The organism is Thermophagus sp. OGC60D27 (genome assembly GCF_052400625.1).
Classification (GTDB): domain Bacteria; phylum Bacteroidota; class Bacteroidia; order Bacteroidales; family Marinilabiliaceae; genus Thermophagus.
In genome coordinates this window covers 68,274-91,158 of the sequence record NZ_JBQTGH010000013.1, presented here as the reverse complement: position 1 = coordinate 91,158, position 22,885 = coordinate 68,274, and the positions used below count along the sequence as shown (strand labels likewise).

Annotated in this window: 19 protein-coding genes and 1 pseudogene; 10 read left to right on the top strand and 10 right to left on the bottom strand. The window is 42.6% G+C overall.

Going from position 1 to position 22,885, the window contains the following annotated elements:
* Positions 1-117 precede the first annotated feature (117 nt).
* Positions 118-345: pseudogene (locus ACT29H_RS14665) on the top strand (hypothetical protein); the annotation flags it as partial.
* On the opposite strand, the gene ACT29H_RS14660 reads toward ACT29H_RS14665, so the two are convergent.
* Positions 298-1,008, bottom strand: a complete 711-nt coding sequence (locus ACT29H_RS14660; RefSeq protein ID WP_444822400.1) for an IS3 family transposase — start codon at positions 1,006-1,008, stop codon at positions 298-300. The pseudogene ACT29H_RS14665 and the gene ACT29H_RS14660 overlap by 48 nt on opposite strands.
* A 156-nt stretch (positions 1,009-1,164) precedes the next feature.
* Positions 1,165-1,431: a transposase gene (locus ACT29H_RS14655; protein WP_444822399.1), complete on the bottom strand. Its 267-nt coding sequence runs from the start codon at positions 1,429-1,431 to the stop codon at positions 1,165-1,167.
* 699 nt (positions 1,432-2,130) lie between these two features.
* On the opposite strand from ACT29H_RS14655, the gene ACT29H_RS14650 reads away from it, so the two are divergent.
* The 9 genes from ACT29H_RS14650 to ACT29H_RS14610 all read left to right on the top strand — a co-directional run bounded on the left by ACT29H_RS14650 (position 2,131) and on the right by ACT29H_RS14610 (position 5,590).
* A complete protein-coding gene (locus ACT29H_RS14650) occupies positions 2,131-2,805 on the top strand; it encodes a glycoside hydrolase family 3 protein (RefSeq protein ID WP_444822398.1) in 675 nt (224 codons plus the stop codon).
* A 39-nt stretch (positions 2,806-2,844) separates the two neighbouring features.
* Positions 2,845-3,132: a hypothetical protein gene (locus tag ACT29H_RS14645; protein ID WP_444822397.1), complete on the top strand. Its 288-nt coding sequence runs from the start codon at positions 2,845-2,847 to the stop codon at positions 3,130-3,132.
* 15 nt (positions 3,133-3,147) lie between these two features.
* Positions 3,148-3,780: a glycoside hydrolase family 3 protein gene (locus tag ACT29H_RS14640; protein WP_444822396.1), complete on the top strand. Its 633-nt coding sequence runs from the start codon at positions 3,148-3,150 to the stop codon at positions 3,778-3,780.
* A gap of 158 nt (positions 3,781-3,938) precedes the next feature.
* Positions 3,939-4,046: a hypothetical protein gene (locus tag ACT29H_RS14635; RefSeq protein WP_444822395.1), complete on the top strand. Its 108-nt coding sequence runs from the start codon at positions 3,939-3,941 to the stop codon at positions 4,044-4,046.
* Positions 4,047-4,092: 46 nt separating this feature from the next.
* Positions 4,093-4,251 carry a hypothetical protein gene (locus ACT29H_RS14630; protein ID WP_444822394.1) on the top strand — a complete coding sequence of 53 codons (159 nt, stop codon included), beginning with the start codon at positions 4,093-4,095 and terminating at the stop codon, positions 4,249-4,251.
* A gap of 69 nt (positions 4,252-4,320) precedes the next feature.
* Positions 4,321-4,695, top strand: a complete 375-nt coding sequence (locus ACT29H_RS14625) for an RDD family protein (RefSeq protein WP_444822393.1) — start codon at positions 4,321-4,323, stop codon at positions 4,693-4,695.
* 31 nt (positions 4,696-4,726) lie between these two features.
* On the top strand, positions 4,727-5,038 hold the full coding sequence (locus ACT29H_RS14620) for a ferritin family protein (protein ID WP_444822392.1): 312 nt from the start codon (positions 4,727-4,729) through the stop codon (positions 5,036-5,038).
* Positions 5,039-5,098: 60 nt separating this feature from the next.
* The gene (locus tag ACT29H_RS14615; protein ID WP_444822391.1) at positions 5,099-5,332 is read left to right on the top strand and encodes a VIT1/CCC1 transporter family protein; all 234 of its coding nucleotides are present in this window, start codon (positions 5,099-5,101) and stop codon (positions 5,330-5,332) included.
* 15 nt (positions 5,333-5,347) lie between these two features.
* Positions 5,348-5,590, top strand: coding sequence for a hypothetical protein (locus ACT29H_RS14610; protein WP_444822390.1), 243 nt, complete (start codon positions 5,348-5,350; stop codon positions 5,588-5,590).
* 668 nt (positions 5,591-6,258) lie between these two features.
* On the opposite strand, the gene ACT29H_RS14605 is transcribed toward ACT29H_RS14610, so the two are convergent.
* The 8 genes from ACT29H_RS14605 to ACT29H_RS14570 form a co-directional block, all read right to left on the bottom strand.
* Positions 6,259-8,727: a glycoside hydrolase family 95 protein gene (locus ACT29H_RS14605; RefSeq protein ID WP_444822389.1), complete on the bottom strand. Its 2,469-nt coding sequence runs from the start codon at positions 8,725-8,727 to the stop codon at positions 6,259-6,261.
* 217 nt (positions 8,728-8,944) lie between these two features.
* Positions 8,945-10,525, bottom strand: coding sequence for a glycoside hydrolase family 43 protein (locus ACT29H_RS14600; protein ID WP_444822388.1), 1,581 nt, complete (start codon positions 10,523-10,525; stop codon positions 8,945-8,947).
* 165 nt (positions 10,526-10,690) lie between these two features.
* A complete protein-coding gene (locus ACT29H_RS14595; RefSeq protein ID WP_444822387.1) occupies positions 10,691-12,094 on the bottom strand; it encodes a DUF1593 domain-containing protein in 1,404 nt (467 codons plus the stop codon).
* 85 nt (positions 12,095-12,179) lie between these two features.
* Positions 12,180-14,783 (bottom strand): TIM-barrel domain-containing protein, encoded by a 2,604-nt coding sequence (locus ACT29H_RS14590; protein WP_444822386.1) that lies wholly within the window; start codon positions 14,781-14,783, stop codon positions 12,180-12,182.
* A 24-nt stretch (positions 14,784-14,807) separates the two neighbouring features.
* On the bottom strand, positions 14,808-16,184 hold the full coding sequence (locus tag ACT29H_RS14585) for a glycoside hydrolase family 43 protein (RefSeq protein ID WP_444822385.1): 1,377 nt from the start codon (positions 16,182-16,184) through the stop codon (positions 14,808-14,810).
* A 267-nt stretch (positions 16,185-16,451) separates the two neighbouring features.
* Positions 16,452-17,843, bottom strand: a complete 1,392-nt coding sequence (locus ACT29H_RS14580; protein ID WP_444822384.1) for a glycoside hydrolase family 43 protein — start codon at positions 17,841-17,843, stop codon at positions 16,452-16,454.
* Between the two features lie 48 nt (positions 17,844-17,891).
* On the bottom strand, positions 17,892-20,372 hold the full coding sequence (locus ACT29H_RS14575) for a glycoside hydrolase family 2 TIM barrel-domain containing protein (protein ID WP_444822383.1): 2,481 nt from the start codon (positions 20,370-20,372) through the stop codon (positions 17,892-17,894).
* A gap of 129 nt (positions 20,373-20,501) precedes the next feature.
* Positions 20,502-22,883, bottom strand: a complete 2,382-nt coding sequence (locus ACT29H_RS14570) for a beta-L-arabinofuranosidase domain-containing protein (protein WP_444822382.1) — start codon at positions 22,881-22,883, stop codon at positions 20,502-20,504.
* Positions 22,884-22,885: the final 2 nt, after the last annotated feature.

The following is a 22,885-nucleotide window of genomic DNA, read 5'->3' as shown; positions in this document are numbered from 1 at the left end:
CCTTGACAGAACCTGAAAACTACCCAAATGAGCTTTTAAGAATTGGTTGAAAGAAAAAATATGAGTTATTTTGAGTTACGAAAATTCTACCGGACAGAGTTAAATTTACATTCCCCTATTGAGGGATTTCATCGCCAGGTAAGGAAAGTAACCAAAACAAAAGGAGCCTTTACCAGCGATATGGCACTTCTGAAGTTAATTTATTTAACCACTGAAAATATTGCAAAAAAATGGACCAGACCCCTTCAAAACTGGGCATTAACGCTACAGCAATTGTGTATTCAATTTGAAGGCCGTTTATATACCCTTGACAGGTTCTGCACACTCCCTTTCTTTGCTGGATAGAATTTGGTTTGTTATTTCCTTATCATATGCAACAGGGCTAATACCACCTAATGCATCATGGGGGCGGAAATTATTGTAGTCATCGAGCCATTGCTCGGTAACATCTCTGGCTTCATCTAATGATGCAAATAGGTATGCATCAGGGACATCCTCCCTATAGGTTCGATTCAAACGCTCGATTAATGCATTTTGTGTCGGTTTCCCCGGTTGAGTATGCAACAACTCAATCTTGTTGATTTCACTCCACTCTTTCAACACCTCTGATATAAATTCAGGACCGTTGTCCATTCGTATTCTTTGTGGCTTACCTCGCCTTTTTATCAAATGATTCAGCACATACACAACCTTGGTGGCCTTGATTGAATAATCCAACTCTATATGCAAGGCCTCCCGGTTATAATCATCCATGATGTTGAACGCTTTTATTTTTCTGCCATTCTCCAACGCATCGTGCATGAAATCCATCGACCATGTGTGGTTTTTCTTTTCCGGAATTGTCAATTGGGTTTTTACCCTTGCCGGTAATCTCTTTTTTACTTTTTTTCGGATATTAAGCTTCATCAAACAATAAACCCGATGAACACGTTTATGGTTCCATTCATAACCTTCATTCCTTAATCTTCTGTACGCTTTCCAAAAACCCTCTGTTGGATGAGCTTTGATTTTTTTTTTCTAATGCTTCCATCACAGCCCCATCTTCTCGTTGGCTTTGGTAATAAAAAACAGACCGACTTAGATTTAATACACGGCACGCCCTGCTGATGCCGCCGGGAACTTGATTACACACTTCTTTTGCAATACTTTTCTTCTCGCAGGGCTTTATAGCTTTTTTTCTATTATCTCCCTGGCTAATTTATAATCTAGTGCAAGCTCGCTATACATCATTTTTAGCCTACGATTTTCTTCTTCTAGTTCCTTTAGACGCTTCAACTCTGATGCTTCCATTCCACCGTATCGTTGACGCCATTTATAAAATGTAGCTCGGCTTACCCCATGTTTCCTTAACAGCTCATCTACTGAGCTACCTTCTTCATACTCTTTTAATATGGAAGAAATCTGTTGTGGTGTGAATCTTTTTCTTTTCATAATACAGCTTAAAAGTATAACTTATTTTTCTTTTTTAAACTGTCCTATTTTTGGGGAAGCTTACAATTATGAGAGGAAATAAAGGCTCCACAAGAGAAACAATAAATCGACTACTGGATGCTTGTAATTTCTATATATTACATGATGATCGAAAAGGAAGAATTAATTGGTGAAGTGGACAAATAATCTAAATAAAAATTTCATATAATGCAGATATTTAGTATATTAGAGGCATGTAAAACGCCGAGCCAACAATATGTTGGCCAAAAAAAATTAGGTATGAGGGCGTTCTTCACAACAGGAGGCGGAAGCCTCCGTTTATCCTCACACTATCACTTCATTATCAATATTTTAGCTACTAAAGTTTACAGCAATGCCCCCCCCGAAGAATTCTGAGTTAGAAATCCGGGTTTGTCAACAGAAGAGCGCGTGAAGGATTTGCTGAGTCATATGAGCATTGAGGAAAAAGCAGGTCAGTTGTAATGTCCTTTTGGTTGGGTGATGTGGATAAAGGAAGGTGAAAATGTAAGTCCTTCTACGAAGTTTAAAGCGTACGTTGGCGACTGGTATGTTGGAATGCTTTGAGGCACATTCAGGGCTTATCCGTGGACAAAGAAGACATTGGAGACGGGACTCTAGCCTGATTTAGCTGCAAAAACAGCAAATGCTCTTCAACGATATGTTATAGAAAACACCCGGTTGGGAATCCCTTTGTTTCTTGCTGAAGAAGTTCAGCATGGACACATAGCAAACGGAATAACCGTTTTTCAGACTGGAATAGGCCTGGAGTCTACCTGGTCGCCCACTACCATTGAAGAAATTGGAAAGGTAATATCCAAAGAGATTCATCTTCAGGGTAGTCATATAGTATACGGTCCTGTGCTCGATTTAATGAGAGATCCCAGATGGTTAAGGGTTGAGGAGACATACGGCGAAGACCCTGTGTTGAGTGCCTTGATGGGTGCAGCCATGATTCGGGGCACGAGCGGGGGTAACCTGGCCGGTGAAAATGCTGTTATTTCCACGCTTAAGCACTTCCTTGCTTATGGTGTTCCCGAAGCTGGTCTGAATGGTAACTCAGTGATGATTGGAATGAATGAACTGCATCAGAATTCTATGCCCCCGTTTAAGGACGCCGTTGATGCAGGAGTACTGTCGGTAAGGACTGCCTACAATTCAATTTACGGGATTCCCTGTACTTCCAATAAATATTTACTGACAGACATATTGCGGGACGAATGGGGATTTAACGCATTTGTGGTCTCTGATCTTTTTAGCATTGAAGGGCTGAAAGGCAATCATTTTGTGGCAGAAACCATGCAGGAAGATCACTTATGGCTGTGGAAGCCGGAGTTGATGTTGACCTGGGGGTAATGCCTATCTTTAGCTTATTGATGCAGAAAAAACGGAGTCGTGCAGGAATTGGTTCTTGATTCGGCCGTTAGCCGGGTTTTACGTTTAAAATTCGAAATGGGATTGTTTGAGAATCCTTATATGCAGCCAAAAGATGCAAAACTTCATGTTCGCACAACGGAACATATTGATGTCGCTTTGAAAGCAGCCAGGCAATCTGTCGTCCTGCTGGAGAACAAAAATGATATTCTTCCAGTAGCCAGGAACAAATTTCCAGCGTGGTGGTTAGGCCCCAATGCTGACACACAATACAATATGCTGGGGGGCAACACTGCCCGTCAGACCTAAAGCAATATTGTGACGGTGCGTGAAGGAATTGAATCCAAAATAGGAAAATCAGGAGTAAAATACGTTAGGGGCTGTGCCATTAGAGATACCTTCTGGAATGAAATACCTGAAGCAGTCAGAGCAGCCAGGGAAGCAGATTTGGCTGTGGTAGTTGTTGGCGGTTCCAGCGCAAGAGATTTTCAAACAACTTTTAAGGAAACCGGTGCTGATGTTGCCGGTGATGATTATTTGAGCGATATGGATGCCGGCGAAGGTTTTGACAGAGCCACTTTGGATTTGCTGAGGTATCAATTGAAGCTTTTGAAAGCTGTTAAAGCAACTGGAACTCCGGTAATTGTGATCTATATTCAGGGCAGACCAATGAATATGAATTGGGCAACAGAAAATGCCGATGTATTACTTACAGCCTGGTACCCGGGGCAGGAGGGGGGCAACGCTTTGGCCGATGTCATTTTTGGTGAATATAACCCCGCAGGAAGATTACCGGTAACCATTCCCCGCCATGGAGGACAAGACACCCCAAAGGTCATGGCTATATTGATGTGCCTTCAACGCCACTTTACAGCCTTGGTTATTGACGCAGCTTTTCTCAGTTTGAATATGATAACCTTACGATGGAACAAAAGGACGAATTTGAGTTTGAAGTGAAATTTTCTGTTACCAAAACTGGCGATTATAATGGAGACGAGGTCGTTCAGTTATATCTCAGAGATAATTTTGCCTAGGTTGTTCGCCAGTGAAACAATTAAAGCATTTCAAAAGAGTTTTTCTTAAATAGGGCGAAACGAAGAAGTATCTCTTTCTTTTTGTCAAAAGATGACCTTTCGTTTATTAATGCCAAATTGCAACGGGTTGTTGAGCCTGTCACATTTCAGGTATCTGTTGGAGCTTCTTCAGATGGTATCAGGATTTAATCTATTTTGGAAGCATACATAAAAAATAAACCAAACCTAATTTATTATGACAAGAGAAGAACATTTGAGATTTTGTAAGATTTGCAAAAATCAGGGCTTTGATTCCCAATTTGGTATTATTTGCAGTTTAACCGGTCGCCGGGCAGATTTTGACTTGGAATGCGATCACTTTGTAGAAGAAGATCAGAAGCTAAAAGCAGAATAGAAAGTTAAGGATAGGGGAAAGGCTGTTAATGGTAACCTTGCTGGTCAGGAAAAGCTTCTTGTCAATTATTTGCTTGTTTCGGTTTTTCTGATAGTTTTTGGATTAATAGAATTTTTTATTTGGAGTGTTTTGTTGTCACTGATTTCACCATCAACTTTTGCGGGGTTTGATCCGGAGAACCGGATTTTTAACTATTCCATAGCTTTCGTTTTTGGAATGATTTATTATTCCATAATTGAATTTGCCAGTGGCAGAACAATAGCAAAATATATTACTAAAACCAAGGTAGTAGATCAGAACGGAAATCATCCCGGATTTCAAACGATTTTTGTTGGAAGCCTGTGTCGTTTCATTCCTTTCGAGGCTTTATCTTTTTGGGGAGGTGAAGATTCTGGCTGGCACGACAGGCTTTCTAAAACAATGGTCTTAAATTTGAAGAAGTAAACATTTTGGAAGGTTAAAAAAAATCAGAAAAATGGATGCTCAGGCCAGGAAATATGCGCTTGATGCGCAAAGGACAGAAATATCCGAATACCAAATTTATAAACGACTTGCCCGAAAGACCAGAAATGCAAAAAATGCCGAGGTTCTCAACCGTATTGCAGAACAGGAAAAACAACATGCAGCTTATTGGGAATTAAAAACCGGACAACAGGTGAAATCCGATAAGTGGCGGCTGTACCGGACTTTATTACTGGCGCGTTTCCTGGGCCTGTCCTTTGCTCTGAAACTAATGGAGGAAAAAGAAGGTACTGGCGCAGATAATTATGTCCGTCAGGCAAAATAATTTCCTGAGGCAGCAGATTTTGCCAGGGTAGAGGGGGAACATGAAAAGGAAATTCTTAAAATGCTGGAAGTCGGCAATCTTACTTTTGTTGGTTTGGTTGTTTTAGGGCTTAATGATGCCATTGTTGAATTAACAGGGGCTTTAGCCAGATTTACCCTTGCTCTGGGAGAAACCAAAATAATTTCCATCGCTGGATTGGTTACGGGTATTTCGGGTGCTCTTTCAATGGCTGCGTCGGAATTTCTTTCCACTAAGGCCGAAGGTGATCCACGTGCCAAAGAAGCTGCTCTTTAAACCGGTATTTCGTATTTGGGAACGGTCATCTTACTCATTCTCCCTTTTTTTCTTGTGGATAATAAATTTGTGGCATTGGGAATTGTTCTGGTTATTGCATTATTTATTATCTGGGGGTTTAATTATTATGTTTCGGTCGTCAGGGATCTTGATTTTAAAAAACGGTTTTTGGAAATGGCTGCAATAAGTATGGGGGTGGCAGCCTTTTCTTTTCTGGTAGGTTTTGGCTTAAATGCTTTGCTGGGGGTTGATGTTTAAAGTTGATATGCCTCCAAAATTTTTGATGTTTATAGAAGGGGAAAAACGGCGGTATGAGAGTATGTACGAAAATGAGATAGAAAAAAACAAAATTCAACGGTGAAAGTGAGAATTTTCCCGTGGGAGTCATAATTTGGGCGTGAGAGCCAAAATTTTCCCGTGAGAGCCAAAATTTGGCGGTGAGAGCCAAAATTTGACGGTGAGAATGAAAATTTGGCGGTGAGATCCAGAATTTGGTCGTGAGAATGAAAATTTGACGGTGAGAGTCAGAATTTGGCGGTGAGAATCAGAATTTTTCGGTGAGAATGAAAAATTTCCGGTGAATATAAAAATTGGTACTACCCTTATTTTAGTGGTTAAATATTTGTTGAAATATAGTTATAAATGTGGTTTAAAAAATAGAGTGCAACATATAGACTACGTCAAACTACATTTTAACTATAAACAAATTGCAAGTTGTCATTAAATTCGTTGTAGAACCCCAAAATTATTGTTTCACACCTTTGCCCAATTTTTTCGGGAGAGTAACACGGAGCAGGCACAGAGTGAGAATTGGTATTTTCAGATACCCCGGGGCATGTTCTAATTTCAATGTACCATATTCTCTTTCTTTTCCATGCTCTTCGCCCCATGCTCTCCGCCTTTCTCTATAGGTTGCTTTTTGTATATCAGTTTTCTAAAATAGTATACGTTTCCCCGGCCTCAGTTGGAAAATCATACAAATAAGTCTTAGGCAAGTTGGTTTTTGTTAATTTGGCTTTTTCTGATATTACAGGGTCTTTGATCTTAGCCTTTTCGAAGAAAGGATTAGGATTTGTACCGGAAGCTTTTTTCAATTCTGTATCATCATTCAAAACCATTTCATTCGGAACCCGGATTCTGCAATTTCCGCCCAGTGTCGACTTTATTTCGGCTTTAATTAGTTGGCCGTTTTCCCATTTACAATTGACTTCAAAGCCTCCCGGCGTTCTAAGTCCTGTTATCTCTCCATTTTTCCATTCATCGGGCAAAGCAGGTAAAAAATGAATGGCGCCGTCATGACTTTGCAGCAGCATTTCTGCAATACCGGCTGTACATCCGAAGTTTCCGTCTATCTGGAATGGTGGGTGCGCATCCAACAGGTTGGGGTAAGTTCCTCCTCCTTCTCCGGCGTTGTTATCCGTACCAACCAGAGTGAGCTGGTCTTTGATCAGCTTGAGGGCATGATTTCCGTCAAGCATGCGAGCCCAGAAGTTTACTTTCCACCCCATTGACCACCCGGTTGATACATCTCCCCGGTGTTGAAGGGTTGTGCGTGCAGCTTCGAATAATTCGGGTGAGGAATAGGGCGAGATTTGGCTGGAAGGATGCAAACCATACAGATGCGAGATATGACGGTGCTTATCTTCAGGACTGTCTAAATCTTCCATCCATTCCTGTAATTGTCCGTATTGACCAATTTGCATGGGAGGCAGACGGTCAAGAATTTTCTGGTATTCACTGATGAGATTTTCATCCTGATTCAGCAATGTTGCTGCTTTAATCGTTTTTGAAAACAGGTCAAACAGGATTTGGTTGTCCATAGTTGCTCCGGCAGTAACAGAAGGTCGTCCGGCAGGAGCATTCTCAGGTGAATTGGAAGGACTGACCACCAGCCATCCATTGGTGGGTTCTTCAATGAGAAAATCCTGATAAAACCGACAGGCGGATTTCATTATTGGATAGACCGATGCGAGATATTCAAGGTCGCCATTGTAAAGGTATTTCTCCCAAAGATGTTGGGTGAGCCAGGCGCCTCCCATTGGCCACATGCCCCAGAAGGCACCGTCTATTACTCCGGAAATACGCCAGATATCTGTGTTGTGATGGGTTACCCAACCGTCGCATCCGTACATGGTTTGAGCGGTTTGCGCACCGGCTTCCGACAGTTCTTTAACCATTTCTATCAGAGGTTCGTGCAATTCAGGAAGATTGCATTTTTCGGCCGGCCAGTAATTCATTTCCGTATTGATGTTGATGGTGTATTTACTATCCCATGCAGGATGTGTGCTGCCATTCCAGATTCCCTGCAGATTGGCCGGCTGACCGCCCGGGCGAGAACTTGAAATCAGCAAATAACGTCCAAACTGATAATAGAGCGTTACCAGTTCGGGATCGTTGGTCTGAGAAAAGTTTTTCACTCTGATATCTGTAGGACGCTCGCTGGCCGGGGTAGTACCCAGATTTAGGGATGATCGGGTGAAGTATTCACGATAGTCGCTGATATGTGCCTTTTTTAGTTTTGCGAAGGTTTTTTGGGAGGCTTCTGACAGGAACTTTTGACATCGCTCATTTTCATCTGCGGAGAGTGTCTTGTAATCAACGAAACTGGTGGCTATCGATATCAGAATGACCACTTCATCGGCTTTCGTTACGGTGATTTTATTTCCATCAGGCTTTATTTCTCCGCCATCATTCAGTATTTTGGCCCGGGTGTTGAATTTTACCTGTCCCTCCACACCTTCGTGGGAGCTGGATATACCCGTCATTTCCAGTGTGTTTGCGTCCAATGCCTGGGTGCTTCTTGCCAAAGGCCCGTTCAGACTGGCTGAAAAGGACAGACTTCTGCGTTGGTCGGACGATAACTTTACAGCAATGACCTGATCGGGGAAAGAGGCAAAAACTTCCCGTTTAAAGTTCACACCATTTACTGTGTATGTAGTTGAAAAAAGAGCATTCTCAATGTCGAGTTCACGGTAATAATTGGTGTAATTCTCGTGACCGTCGAAAGAGAGGTTTAAATTACCTATGGTCTGATACATGGAGCCATGCAGCTGTTCTGCGACCATGTTTTCATTAACCATCTTTTCGGCCTCATGGTATTTACCCTCGAAAATTAATTCCCGTACTTTGGGCAGAGCCTCCAGGGCTTTGGGATTGTCGTTGCGCGAGGGGCCACCTGACCAGAAAGTCTCCTCATTTAGTTGGATTTTTTCATTGGCCGGATCGCCAAATACCATTGCTCCGAGGCGTCCGTTACCGATGGGCAGCGCTTCGTTCCAAACTTTGGCCGGTTTATCGTACCATAGTTTAAGATCACTTTCTTGTGCCGTGTCTTTGTTACAAGCTCCCCAAAAGAGACTGAGGAGTATTGCTGATAAAATCTTTAATTTTTTCATGATTTATTGATATTCTTGAGTTTAGAGAGTGTCCAAAAAGTCCCCAATTAGAGAAAATAAATACCATGCTTGCGTCAGCAAACATTGTATTTCAATTAGTTACACAGAGTTCTCAGAGCCCATCACAGAGGTGCACAGAGAAAAACTGACTTTTTAGACAACCACTTATTGACTGGTGTCTGTCTTCAATTCATGTTTGCGTTCTGCAGGGACAGACCTAATCTGCCACTTCTTCAATTATTTCGTCACTAATTTTGAAATGATCGAAATCAACGAAACCTCCGGTTGTTTTGGTGGCAAAGGAAAATAGCCCAAAACGATATCCCATAAAATGTTGAGGCAAGGTATACGCCATTTGCAGTGGTTCTCCGATTTTCTTCCAATCACTACCATTCAGGCTGTAATAAAACCAGGCTTTGTCGGTTCTGTTTCTGAAATCGCAATCGATTTTTAACCAGATTTTATCCTGTTCCAGTGGAATGGTTGCCAGTTCTACAGGTTCTTCGGTTTCTGCACTTACCATCACCACTGACCTGGAGCCGTTACTCATTTTTACACCAACAAATCCGTATCTGTTTTGTAATGCTACCAGACCGGCAACATCACCATCTTTCATGCCTTGAACATCAACCAGGGTAGAAGCAGAACTTACCGGACCAAAGGTGCGTTGTGTCAGTGTGTTTCGGGTTTGCTCCACGTTTTCATCAATGCGTCCGTTGGTAAGCCGCAAATAGCCTTCTCTTTCGGTTAAAGACCAGTAGCGATTGTCGGGGTTATGGTTCCATTGCCAGGCGAGTGCCAGCTTGTCGTCCTCAAAGTCATCCGATGTAACTATACCGGAAGCTCCGATATTTTTAACAGGAATATCCAGTGTGTCGGGTACTTTACCGTCCATCCCCAAAACAGGCCATCCGTCGTTCCACTTCATGGGCATAATGTATGGGATTCTGCCGACAGAGCCATAATCGCGAAACATGTAGGCGTACCATTCACCTTCCGGTGTGTCGATGATGCTTCCCTGAGCAATTCCACGGTCTTTGAGAGCAACCTTCCCTTCATAAGGGCCGGTGATCTGGTCGGCACGGTGTACTACAACCGTTCTCATTCCTCCCCGTGGCCAGGTGATATTGAAAACGTAATATTTGCCATTGTGCTTAATAACCTGAGAACCTTCGGCATGGAGCATCAGGTTATCGGAAGCTACCTTCCCTGCATCAGGAATGATTACCCGGTTGATGCCATCAGGTTTGATGCCGGATAAATCTTCTTTCAGTTCGACAATACGGATATCGCCTCCGCCATATATCATATAGACTTTGCCGTCGTCATCGAAGAAGAGTGAATTGTCGTGCAAAACCGGCTCAAAGGTAATGGCCTCCCAGGGTCCCTTTTCGATGTTAGTGGTTTTATAAATGTGTGTTTTCCCCGATGTTGCCGAAAAGGTAGAAATATAGAATGTATCCTCATGGTAACGCAGGCTGCTGGCCCAGGAACCCCGTCCATAAGCGTTCCGGCCATTTTCAAGACGCAGTGCTTCATTATTGGCCAGTGTGTCGTAAGCATAGTTCACGATCTCCCAGTTGACCAGGTCTTTGGATTTCATGATGGGCACGCCCGGACTCATGTGCATGGTAGTGCTGCTCATGTAGTAGGTATCATCGACGCGGATCATGGACATATCGGGTACATCGGCGAAAATTACAGGGTTTTGAGCGAACTGTTTCTTTTCGGCTTCTGAGCATGAACTCCATAAGAAACCGGCAATTAACATGATAAGTGTTGAATAGTGTGTTTTCATCTTTATAAAATTTATCTATCCCCGATTACCCGGGGCTCGTTTCATTCTTGAAAGATTATTATTGTTATCCAAAAATTGATTTAAGTGTGTTGGGTGGGATAGGCGACATTCGTTTACCGGTTCTAAGAAGGAATCGGTTTAAATCCACTTAGGTTCAGGGTATTTTTATTCCGGTTCAAAGATTATCCTTCTATAGCCGGTCAGATTATGAGTTCCATTATCGGTTACTTCACAAATAATATGAAATTTTTTGCCGGCTGAATCGGAAGGGACATGAATGGTGGCAATGCCGGATTTGCTATTCGAAATTTTAATATCCCCGGAATAGGTTCCTGCCTCAGGTATTAACCACCATTTATAGCTTAGTTGATCGCCATCGGGATCAAACGTTTTTGTAGCATTAAGCCTTATCTTTTCTCCTGTTTTGCAATTTATCTCAATGGGGTTGATGCCTTTATCCCTGTTAATGATTACAACCGGATTACGGTTACCCTTTCCTTCTTTGGCCCAATCCATACGAGCGGCAAAATTGTTGAAAATAGCCGGATAGAAATACGAAAAATATTTTGTGCTAATCTCATAGGGTTTACCAGTATAATTGGTGTAAGACCGAGTCAGGCTGTCGCGCCCTAAGCCAAACTCAAAATAGCCGCTCCAGCTAACTTGTGTAGGAACATTCGGGTCAGATAATCCATTCGGAATGACGTGCATAAATGACGGTGTATCTCCTTCAACGCCATATTTATATTTAGGATATAACGCACCGAGGTTACCATGATCCTGGATGTGTCGGGCGTATTGATCCCAATTATTTCTGCCTGTTCCGTTTTGATGTTTCCATGCACATTCATCCCAGAAAAACAACAGATCCTGTTCAAATTCCCTCATCCATTGATGCGAACTGTTGGCATAATTTATTGTGTCGCCTTGCGACCATGGACGATCCTGATCAGTGATTGTGTAAATGCGGAATTTGCGTAAAAAAGACTTTAGCTCTTCCGGCGACCGTTCTTGTTGCACGCGCCAGATGGACTGGGCAAATGTATTGCCACCACCCCAAACTGTTATCCAGATTGGGCGGTCGTCATTTTCATCGGCCAGGTCAATGATCAGGTTGCTTCCTTCAGAATCGTTTCCTTCGCCAATGAATTTCATTCCCATTTTTGTGCTTCCCGTCACAGTTCGGGATCGCAAATAATCGGGAGTAGGCCAGTAACCTATATGCTGCTTTGATTCATCGGCCGCAAAATCTTTCTGCCCCGACCTTTTTTTTAAATTTGGCAGATCTTTTTCATAAGCATTTAACGCATCATGGATGAGATCAATACGTTCATTACCGCCGTTATTACTCCAACCAGTGGTGGCAATGAGTGCTTCAATTTCAAACTGGTCAGCATGGACAAGCAATCGAATCATAGACTCCATATCATCCGGCTCAATATCGTTGGGAGCGATGTCGGTAAGCACTACAATTCGTGGTTTTAAGTTTCTCTTTTCCGGTTCTTTCTTTGCGTATGCTTGTGACAGGATACAGCTTGATATGATTATCAGTATGTACTTTAGTTTCATTTTTGTGAAATTTGATTTTTTATACCTGTATTCAAAAACACACATACTGTAAAAATTTTTTGCGAGTTTATAGACACGCACTAATTTAAAGTTTTATTTCTATTTTACTTCCACTGTAAGTAACTGTTTTTTTCTTTTCCTCCCTGGCTATACCCATACCGGAATCTTCGTTTACCAGAACAATATTAAATACCCGTGTCTTTAAATATCCCGGGTATTGGCCTTCCCGGTCACCAATGACAAGGGTTTGATTTTGTTCATTGTATTCGAAGGGGACGACTGAAAACTTTCCGTTTTCGTAGTTGTAGTTGTCTCCTTCATCTTCGTACAAACTGAAACTACCGTCAGCTCCCTGGTATATTCTTATTTCCAATGAATCAGCATTGCTTTCTCCGGTGTGTTGTGATATTTTGTCCATTGGAACGATGGAGCCGGCTTTAACAAAAAGCGGGATTTGATCCATGGGCGCATTGGCATTGATGGTTTGTCCGCCATTGAAATGCTTACCGGTCCAGAAGTCATACCAGCTTGTCGTTTCCGGCAAATAAACCTCTCTTTCTAAAACATCAGGTTGGGTAACAGGGGCGACCAGAAAACTGTTACCAAACATATATTGATACAGGTGATTTACAGCTTCTGTATCTTCTCTGAAATCCATGACCAGGGGGCGCATCATCGTAGAACCATTTTGGGTGATATTCCAGGCTTCGGAGTATATGTATGGGATGAGGCGGTATCGTAAATTCAACATTTTCCGCATATTGGCTTCAACAGTCGGCCCGTATTTCCATGGTTCTGTCTCCGACTGGTAACCGTGCACACGGAAAATTGGATTGAAAGTTCCCCATTGAAACCACCTGGTGAGCAATTCATGATATCTTTCATCCGTATATTGTGACGGGCCTGGGCGGAAAAAGCCACCGATGTCAGAAGTCCAGTAAGGTAACCCGGTGATGGTGAAGTTTAGTCCGGCAAGAATCTGTCTTCTGTAGCCATCCCATGTGCCCCCAATATCGCCCGACCAGTTGATCATGCCATATTTCTGTTGTCCTGAAAAGGCCGAACGGGTAAGGATACAAACTCTTTTGTCGGAGGTTGTATTGCGTTGACCTTCGTACACAGCTTTACTCACCATCAACGGGTAGGTCAAGCGGTAAAAATTACCGGGTCCTATGTGCGTTTGGGTTCCTTCGAGGGCATCATTCTCAGGTTCTACTGCATCCATCCACCAGGCATCCACTCCGTGAACAAACAGATTTTCGTTCAGTGTATTCCAATATTCCTGTCTTGTTTTCGGATTGAAATAGTCCAACCATTTGGTCCCGGGAATAAAGCGGTTTCGGTTGACGTATTCCCGGCCCAATTCTGAGTTTTTGTCGGGGTTCGACCAGATGGATATACAAAAACGGGCATTCATGTCATGAATTTCACTGATAAAACCGGACGGGTTAGGGTAATTTTCTTCATCTAACTGTGGAACACCCCAGCCTTTGCTTCCCCAGTATTGCCAGTCCTGCACAATGACATCCATGGGTAGTTCTCTATTGCGGAATTCTTCGACCGTTTCCACAAGTTGCTTGCCGGATGTATAACGTTCGCGGCATTGCCAGAAACCATAAGCCCATTTGGGAAACATAGGTGCATTTCCTGATAAATTACGATATGAAGAAATTACCTTGTCAGCCGAAGGGCCGTAAAAGACCACGTAATCCAGCTCTTTGGCGTTGGGCGATCTGAAGATGGTGGAATTATCATTGAGTTTCCACGATAATTTGGGCTTGTTGTCAGACTTACAAATTACCTGGACATTGTGTTCTCCTTTTTCAAGGTTTGCAATTGTTCCTACAGTAGGAGGGAGCCACATATTGGTCTGGTCAATGTATGGCTTACCATCTATCACGACATAATAACGATTCCCCATATCGCCCAGGTCAAGGAACACTGAGTATTCTCCATCCTCCGGAACACTGAATTGCCCCGTGTAAAGGGTTTGATTCTGTGATACTTTTTGTGTCCCTGCAGTTGTTGTTACTTCAATCAATTCTTCATCTCCGGCAGGTTGTTCCTGCTTTTTCAATTCAATTAAATTGTCTGCGGGATTGTAATCGGTAAGTCCATACTGATGCCATAACAACCCGTAGCCTTTGCTGGAATAAATAAAGGGTATGGATATCTGAGAGTTGACCTGTGTCAATCGCCGGGTAACTCCCTTCAGATTATAGTGACCATCCTGGAATTGTCCAAGCCCAAAAACAGACTCATCTTCGGGTGATTCAAAACCTTGTTCTGCGATGAAGCAAGGCTCTCCTTCTACCGAATCAGGAACCAGTCTCCTTGAACCGGCTTTTTCCTGCAGAAAAATTTTTCCGGTGGGCGAGGCATAAGACAAACGACCTGTTTTTTTATCCACAACGACCTGGAGGTTCTTGAGTGTTACAGCTAATTTAGAAGAGGTTTCTGTTGTTTTAAATTCAGGTGTTTCGGGGTTGTTGGTAAAGATAAACTCGGGGATTTCCGGTTCTTCTTCTTTAAATAGTTTAATTCTCACTGCATTGTCTGTTACAGGGTATATGCCAAGTGTCCCGTCTGCCAATTCGATGTTTATTCCTTTCGGTATCTCTTTGTAATTCAATTCTTTCTTGCATCCCGTAAAAACAAGAAGAACAATAAATAAACTGAAATATTTCATGATTTCTAATGATTGATGGTTTGATTATTTGATAAACTCCCAGTAATCAAGATTAAATAACTCTCCTTCACCACCTTTGAAAACAAAAAACAAGTCGTGAACACCTTTGTGTTTATCAGTCCTTGTGGTAAATGTTTGCCAGTTACTCTTACTTTCTGTTTTTGTTATTTCACAAACACCTAATAGGGGACCATTTTTGGAATCCAGCCGAATTTCAATTTTTCCTCCATTCAGCGGTTCCGCTCTGACCGTGAATGTATCTGCTCCTTTTTTGAAATCAACACTACGGACTTTGATAAAATCGCCGTTGTCAACTTTGGTAACATAGACACCTGTTTTATCGTTGGATGTGGTTTTCAGACCTTCCGACCATGCAATTGTTTCGGCTTCTATTCTTTGAAAAGGGTTCAGGTTCGCAACACTTTCTTTTACTCCTTCTTTCGTGGGAGTAATCATGGGAATAGACCCGTCTTTATTATATTCGAACTGTTCAACACTTACCGAACGTTTAAAACCTTCTCCACCTGATAAATCCTGGTCGTGATAGAAGAAATAGGAATTTCCTTTAAAATCAACGATTCCCGGATGGTTGGTAAAAGCCAGGTGAGGCGCTCTTTCCATAATGTAACCCTGATAAGTCCATGGCCCCTCAGCCGTAGGAGCGGTGGAATAGGCAATGTACTCGGGAATGCCTCCGGCGGCATAAACCAGGTAATAAATATCGTTTCGTTTATAAAACCACGGGCCTTCGGTGTAATTGGTAAGGTGTTTGCCGTCTTTAGCTTTACTTTCTCCAAATGACTCTGCATTCATCTCCACAGCTACAATCCCGTTCTTACCAATACTACGGTCGTACGAAATCATATCTTCGTTGAGTTTCACATAGAAGAGCGACGGATTTCCCCAGTACAAATAAGCCTGTCCATCGTCGTCAATAAAAGCAGTAGGGTCGATGTCGGTCCAGACATCCTCACTGTCAACGATTAGTCTGTGTCCCAAAGGGTCATGAAACGGGCCGGTTGGCGAATCACTTACCAACACGGAGATTCCTTCACCATGAATGGGTACGTAAAGGAAAAACTTGCCGTTTCGTTCAATACATTGCGGAGCCCATGCTCCATTTGTCTTGTCGAGCCACTCAAAGTTCTTCAGAGAGGCGACTGCTCCATGGTCGGTCCAGTTCACCATATCATCTGACGAATAACACCGCCAGTCGTACATGGTAAAGAAATTATTGACTGTTGTGTCCTCGTCATGAGATGTATAAACGTAAACTTTGCCATTATGCACCATAGGTGCAGGGTCGGCAGTGTAATATGTTTGTACTATGGGGTTTTGGGCAATGCTTGAAATGCATATACCCAGACTGAAAAGCGGAAATAATAACTTGTTGATATTCATGGTTGTTTGTTTTTATTGCATTAAAATACTTTAAATTTTATCCGTTCAAAATCAAATAAGCGATTCCCTATTAGTTTCCTGCTTATGGTATTATTGATGAGTGCGTTCTAAAAAGCATCTTTGTTGCCAAACTCTTTGTTGTTTTAATTTTTGCATCCTCATTAAAAATGGGTTAACTCCGATAAAAAAATTAAAAACGCCTTGATTTTGATAAAAATATGTCTTTTTATACCACACTCATTGATTGAATGGCTCCCTTTTATTCTTCTATTCTTCTGATGCCTTTGCAGGGTAAAACTGCCACCAGTCAAAATAGAATAAGTCTTTTTCTCCTGTGAAAACAAAGTACACATCATGAATTCCCGTGATGTCGTTGACCGGTGCTGTAAATGTACTCCAAATGCCCTCTTCGCGTGTGGTATTTACTTCAACCGTAGCGATGACCGGTCCGTCAATTTTATCGGCCCGTACTTCAATTTTTCCTCCGTAAATGGGGGATACACTCACTTCAACCGATTCAGCGCCGTCGGAAAAATCAACGCCTTTTACTTTTATGTAATCACCATGATTTATGGCAGTTACAAATAGACGGTCGGCGATTTTTTTCCCTCTGTCCCAATCGAAATCTCCTTCCCACTCTGTTTCAAACCTGGTCTTTACGCCTTCGCTCCAGGCCATTGTTTCTGCTTCTACCCGTTTGAAAGGATTCAGGGGCTCCACTTGTTCGGGGCCTTCAACTGACCAGTAATGCCGGTTTTGGATGGTTCCGTCGGGATTGTACACCATTTCATCCATATCAACCGAGCGGCGCTCATAGAATTTCGGGGTGGTTTTCTTCAGGAGGTCGTAACTGTGTCCGAAGCAGTACCATTTTCCCTTGTATTCAATGATGCCCGGGTGATTGCCCCGGGTTTTCTCCGATGCATCGACAATCATACCCTTGTATTCCCAGGGACCTGTCGGGGAGTCGCTCATGGCATATCCAATTCCCTCAGGGCAACAGGTGGAGGCATAGGCCATGTAGTAATGCCCCTTGCGCTTCCAAACCCATGGGCCTTCCTGATAATTTTCGGGCGTTGTGGGCTCTTGTATGATTTCACCCGAATAGGAAATCATGTCCTCGTTCAGCTTCACGTAATAGACCTTGGGATTTCCCCAGTACATGTAGGCCTGCCCGTCATCGTCAATCAAAATGGTAGGATCGATGTCGTGATGGCCCTGTTTAATAAGAGGTTTTCCGAGCGGATCTTTGAATGGGCCGTAAGGATTATCGGCAACCAAAACCCCGATGCCCACTCCTCCCGGCATGGGGCAGTAGAGGTAAAATTTTCCGTTGCGTTCTACACATTGTACTGCCCATGCGCCATTGTCGTAAGGAACCCAGTCGAAATTGTCTAATGATGCCACTACGCCGTGCTCTGTCCAGTTCACCATGTCGGTCGAATAATAGAGCAACCAATCTTTCATTTTAAAGCCCATGGCATCGTCTTCATCATGGCTGGTGTAAAGGAATACCGTGTCGTTGTGTACCATGGGTGCCGGATCAGCAGTGTATTTTGTCTGAATGATGGGGTGTTGCTTAACTGTGTTTTGGGCATCGGCAAAATAAGGTATTGCCATCGTCATCAGGAAAATGGATATAAAAATTTGTTTGTTCATTTTGTGATTTTTAATATTTGTTTATTTCTTTATTTTATATATAAAAAATTATTGAACCTTAATAGCAATTTCTCCGGTTTCCAGGCTATCAGCCTCGGCCATCAAGGTAATAGTACCGCTTTTCTTATCTTCTAACGGACGAAGAATAGCCAGAGCTTTTCCGCGGAAAGTTTTGCAAACAGGGTTGTTAAAGCTTTCCATGTCGGTGGGGTTTGCATTTCCCGAACCGGCAATTTCACCTACTCCTGATACCCTAAGTGTTACAGGTATCTTTGCGTCAGGTATTACATTGCCCTGATTATCCGTAATTTCAATACTTATGTAGGATAAGTCGTTGCGGCTTGCTTTGATTTCGGATCGATCGGCTTTAAGTTTAACTTTTGTCTGTGCACCGGTGGTTTTAAGTTCTTTAGAACCAACTTCTTTTCCTTTATTCAAAGCAAAGGCTTTCAGTACTCCAAGTTCGTAAGGAACTTTGAAATTAGCAGTAATTCCGGTGCGGGTATCTATGGCCTGTTCGCCAATTACTTTTCCATTCAATTCGAGCCGTACCATAGGACTTTTAGTAAAAACCCGTACATCCATCAGTTTGCCTTCGTTTCCTGCCCAGTTCCAGCTTGGATATTCATCGGGCCAACCCCAGTAACTGTAGGTCTCTACCATGCCTTCGGGGATTGGCGTATGCACCATCATTTCAATTTTGCTGTTATCCCAAACTACATCCCGGTAATATGATTGCGGTTTTTTATTTCCACACAAGTCGATGTCGCCACAATTGTTTGAAAACCAGGGCCAGGGTTGAAGTCCAACGCGAGGACCCGGCTTTCCGGCAATTTTTGAATGGCCACATCCTGTTTCACCCAAATGATCCATGCCTGTCCATACAAAATCACCGATCACATAAGGGTTTTTTTCAACCCCCTGCCAATAAGCATAAGCGTCTGCGGCATGCGATTCAGTACTCACAATAATCCTGTCGGGATATTCGGCATGATCCGCTTCGAATTGTTTCTGGAGGTAATTGTAACCTGCAATATCCAGATCGTTAAATACAGGTGCTGCAGTTGACCATTCCCGGCCCGGATGATCCCAAAAATCACAGACACCCTCTGTTACAGGTCTTGTTGAGTCCAGCTTGTGTGTTTCGACCACCAGTTCTTTCCGGATAGCATAGCCCAGTGAATCGGCACGTTCGTTAAGTTCGTTACCAATACTCCAGAAAATAACCGAAGGATGGTTTCTGTCGCGATAAATCATCGATTTAAGGTCTTTTTTCCACCATTCCCTGAAATACAGGTGGTAATCCTGTGGGTTTTTAGGGCGTACCCATTGATCAAAGGCCTCATCCATTACCAATATGCCAAGGCGGTCGCAGGCATCAAGAAATTGTTTCGATGGCGGATTGTGGCTTGCACGAATGGCATTAAAGCCATTGGCCTTCATCAGTTCAACACGTCGTTCTTCCGCCCGGTCGATGGTTGCGGCTCCAAGAAACCCATTGTCGTGATGAAGATTACCACCTTTCAGCAATACTGTTTTTCCGTTTAGGGTGAATCCTGTTTTTGCATCGAAATGGATGGTACGGATACCAAAAGTTGTTTGGGTGTGGTCGGTAATATCTTCGTTGGCAATAACCTTAACTTCTGCGGTATAAAGATTGGGCTCTTCGGTTGACCACAATTTGGCTTGTTGTATTTTTATACTTTGAGTAATGTTTTCGGATCCCGTTTGAAGGCTTTCTACTGGGGTTTCCGATGTTATTGCAATCTTACCGCTTGCATCGATAATACTGATTTTCAATTGTATATCTGAAACATTGTTTGTGCTATTCTCAACCGTTGCTGATACAGTTACATTAGCTTCATTTTCTGAGATGCTTTCGGTATTTACAAAGATGCCATTATGAGTAATATGTATGGGTTGTTTGCGGATAAGCCATACATGACGGTATATGCCTGAACCGCTATACCACCGGGAATTTTTCCCTTCGTTTTTAACCTTTACGGCGATAACATTGGGCTTTCCTGCAGGGTTTAGATATTCCGTGATATCGAATTGAAAAGCGGTATAGCCATACGGATGTGTGCCTGCCAGTTTGCCATTGACCCAAACTTCGCTGTTCATATATACGCCATCGAAATTGATGATGGTTTGGCTGAACCGGTCATCATCATCTAAAGTAAATGTTTTGCGGTACCATGCAGTGCCGCCTATAGTATATCCTGTAGCAGTGGTGCCTATGCTTTCTTTGGAAAAAGGGCCTGTTACCTTCCCTGGTTCCTGATTGGGAAGATTCTCGATGCTCCAGTCGTGTGGTAAGTCAAGACTACGCCAGGCACTGTCGTTAAACGAAGGCATTTGGGCACCTTGAACATCGCCTAATTGAAATTTCCATCCATTGTCGAAAAGTGTTTCGATACGGGCAGGTTGATTTTGTTGGTTACATGCAACAGAAACCAGCAAAAGAAATAAGGCCGGTAAAATTGAACGAAAGCTTTTATTCCGTTTTTTTTGCATATAGTTTTTCATAGTTGTTATATTGTTAGTACTTTCTACGATATGGGCTTTCCTTCATTTTTTAAAATGTACGTTCCTACCGTCCATAATCAACTATAACTATAACCATTTCTGAATTCATTTGCACTTATTTTCAATCAATTATTCTTTTCTTACCAGACGGATAAAGTAAACTGCCCCGGCAGTATTTCCTTGTAATGCCTGAAATTTAACTCTGATTTCACTCTTTCCCCTGACCATTGAGTTGGGAATATCATACTCCACATTAAAAAACTTTGATTGATTCCATCTACCGGTATTATCTTCGGTAAAAAGCTTTTCATCATCAATGTATATATCAAATTTGCGGCCTCCCCATTCGGCCCCCCAATAGCGTACATTAAGTGCAAGGTCTGTTTCGTGATTTGTTTTCATTTCGTAGCTAAAATATCCTCCCCGGCTTGCGTCACGGTAAAACTCATTATGCGTGTTTCCCGAACCTGAATTTTCATTTTGCATGTTGTGGTCAGTCTCAGGTTGTTGTTCACCGGTGGCCACAAAGTCAATCGTGCGCTTTTCGAGCGCTATCCTTTCATTTTCGATTGCTGTTAAAGAATCCAAATACGACTGATACCCGTCGTTTGTAAGTGCCAGCCAGTAAATCATATACCTGGCGTCGTGAATACCGAAAAAAGGTTCGAGTTTTACATCAATAGGATTTATCATTTTCACGTCAAGTGTAAAAGTTAATGGTTCATCCTTCACGGGAACCAATTTGTCGGCAATGTTTTCAATATCGTCCTCAACCAGGATTGGAGCCTGGTCAACCGGAAGCATTTTTCCGCCCGGGTACTGCGACCAACGACCATCATCAGCAATCAGTCCTCTTAAATCGTCGGTACTGGTTTTGGCACCCAACAATATTGGACCATGCATAAAAGCAATGTAGTCGGGCACATTGGGCAAACGCTCAATCCTACTGTGCATAGGTAAAGACACTTCAACCACATCTCCTTTTTTCCATTTTCTGTCAATACAGATATATGAAGAAGGAAGGGCTGTATGATTTACTTCATTTCCGTTTACGGTGATTCTCAAAGCATCTTTTTTCATCCATCCGGGATACCTGACCATCAACTTAAATTCCGAAGCACCTTTCGTTATGGTCAGTTTTGTACTTTCTTCAGTGGGAAAATTAGTCTCTTGTTTAATACGCACATTTCGCTCTTTCCAATCGAGTTCCGAAGCAATAAACAGATTAAGAAACAACGAATCAGCTGAATGGGTGTAAATAAACTGATTGTATTTGCCATGGTTTTCCATGCCAGTACCCACACAACACCACATGGCTTCGTTAGGCGCAGAGTAAACCCTGTAATGACGGGGACGGGCTGTTGTGAAATACACATATCCGCCATGCTCCGGGTGCTGGGTGGAGAGAATGTGGTTGAAAAGGGTTCGTTCGTAATAATCGGTATAATGAGCCGAAGGTTCCATACGGAACAAGTCTTCTGTCAGCTTTAACATGTTATACGAGTTACATGACTCGGGGCCATCAACATCGTTGATATAGTCAGCACAGGATTCAACGCCGGGGAAATGTTCTCTGCGACTATTGCCCCCAAAAGCCAGGGAGCGGTTTTCTGTAATTGTTTCCCATGAAAATCGGCCGGCCTGTTTGTATTTTTTATCGCCACTGAGTTCTGCGATCCTTGCAAAGCCAATAAATTTGGGTATTTGAGTGTTAGCATGCATATTATCGAGGTTGTCAATACCTTTCGACAATGGTTTCAGAAATTTTTTGTGAGAATACCTTTTGGCAGCAATAAGGTATTTTTTCTTACCTGAAATCTGGTAGGCATCAGCAAATACTTCGTTCATACCACCATGTTCCATATTCAGCATTGTTTCCATTTGTTCATCGTCAAGGTCTGATGTGATGCTGATGCCCCAATCGCAAAAATCCAGGAATAGCTTTTTTGCTTCATCATTGTTGCAGTATAACCATGCATCTCTGAGTCCGGCATACATTTTATGCAGATTGTAAAATGGGGCCCAGGCAGTAAGATAAATGCTGAAATCGCCTTTTTTGAAAGCCGACCATAAATTTTTACTATTTGGGAAACCTCCGACGTAGCCCACACCCCATTCTGCATTGTTTATGGCATTTGCTTTCTGGATTTCCTTTAATTCTGAGAGCATATATTTCATACGCTTTTTGCACTCTTTGTTTCCTGTGGCAGCATAGTTCATGGCCATGGCCGAAAGGTAATGTCCGGCAATATGACCATCGAGTCCTGACCAGTTGGGATAACTTTCGGCCTTTTGGGGCAATCCGGCTACCTTACGGTAAGGCGCTAATAAGCGGTCAACATCGTATTTCAAAAGCACTTCGATGTTCAGGTCGCGGGCATATTTAAACGGCCCGTTGAGCAATGTTACATCCGATATTGGAAATACGTTTTTGTAAAGTTTTTCCTGCGCTTGTATTGAATTGTAAGAAATTAGAAAACATACAAGTAAAGCTAATTTTATTCTTTTCATTA